Origin of the sequence: Achromobacter sp. SIMBA_011 (assembly GCF_046535435.1) — a bacterium.
GTDB classification, from domain to species: Bacteria; Pseudomonadota; Gammaproteobacteria; order Burkholderiales; family Burkholderiaceae_B; genus Achromobacter; species Achromobacter dolens.
In genome coordinates this window covers 1-239 of record NZ_JAWRWN010001161.1, presented here as the reverse complement: position 1 = coordinate 239, position 239 = coordinate 1, and the positions used below count along the sequence as shown (strand labels likewise).

Genomic DNA, 239 nt, shown 5'->3' with positions numbered 1-239 from the left:
CAGTTGATCGTGCCAGCTCATCGGCGTGTTGGTGGCCTGCGCGAGAAATACCGCCGCTGCGGCGAAATAAAGGCAGGTGCCGTCGTGATTGAATGTATAGGCCGTTGGCAACACGAGACCGACCACCGACTTCTCGCAACCCAGTCGTTCGAGTTTGTCGATCAATTGCGGAAACACCGTCTCCGACGAACTCGTGCCGATCACGAGCAACAACTCCGCGCCGATGTAGCGCATCAGAC

1 protein-coding gene is annotated in these 239 nt (G+C 57.7%); it reads right to left on the bottom strand.

Annotated features, from left to right (window positions below):
- Positions 1 to 239 (bottom strand): cation:dicarboxylate symporter family transporter (locus SB816_RS34690; protein ID WP_410548585.1); only part of this gene is annotated, 239 nt, incomplete at both ends.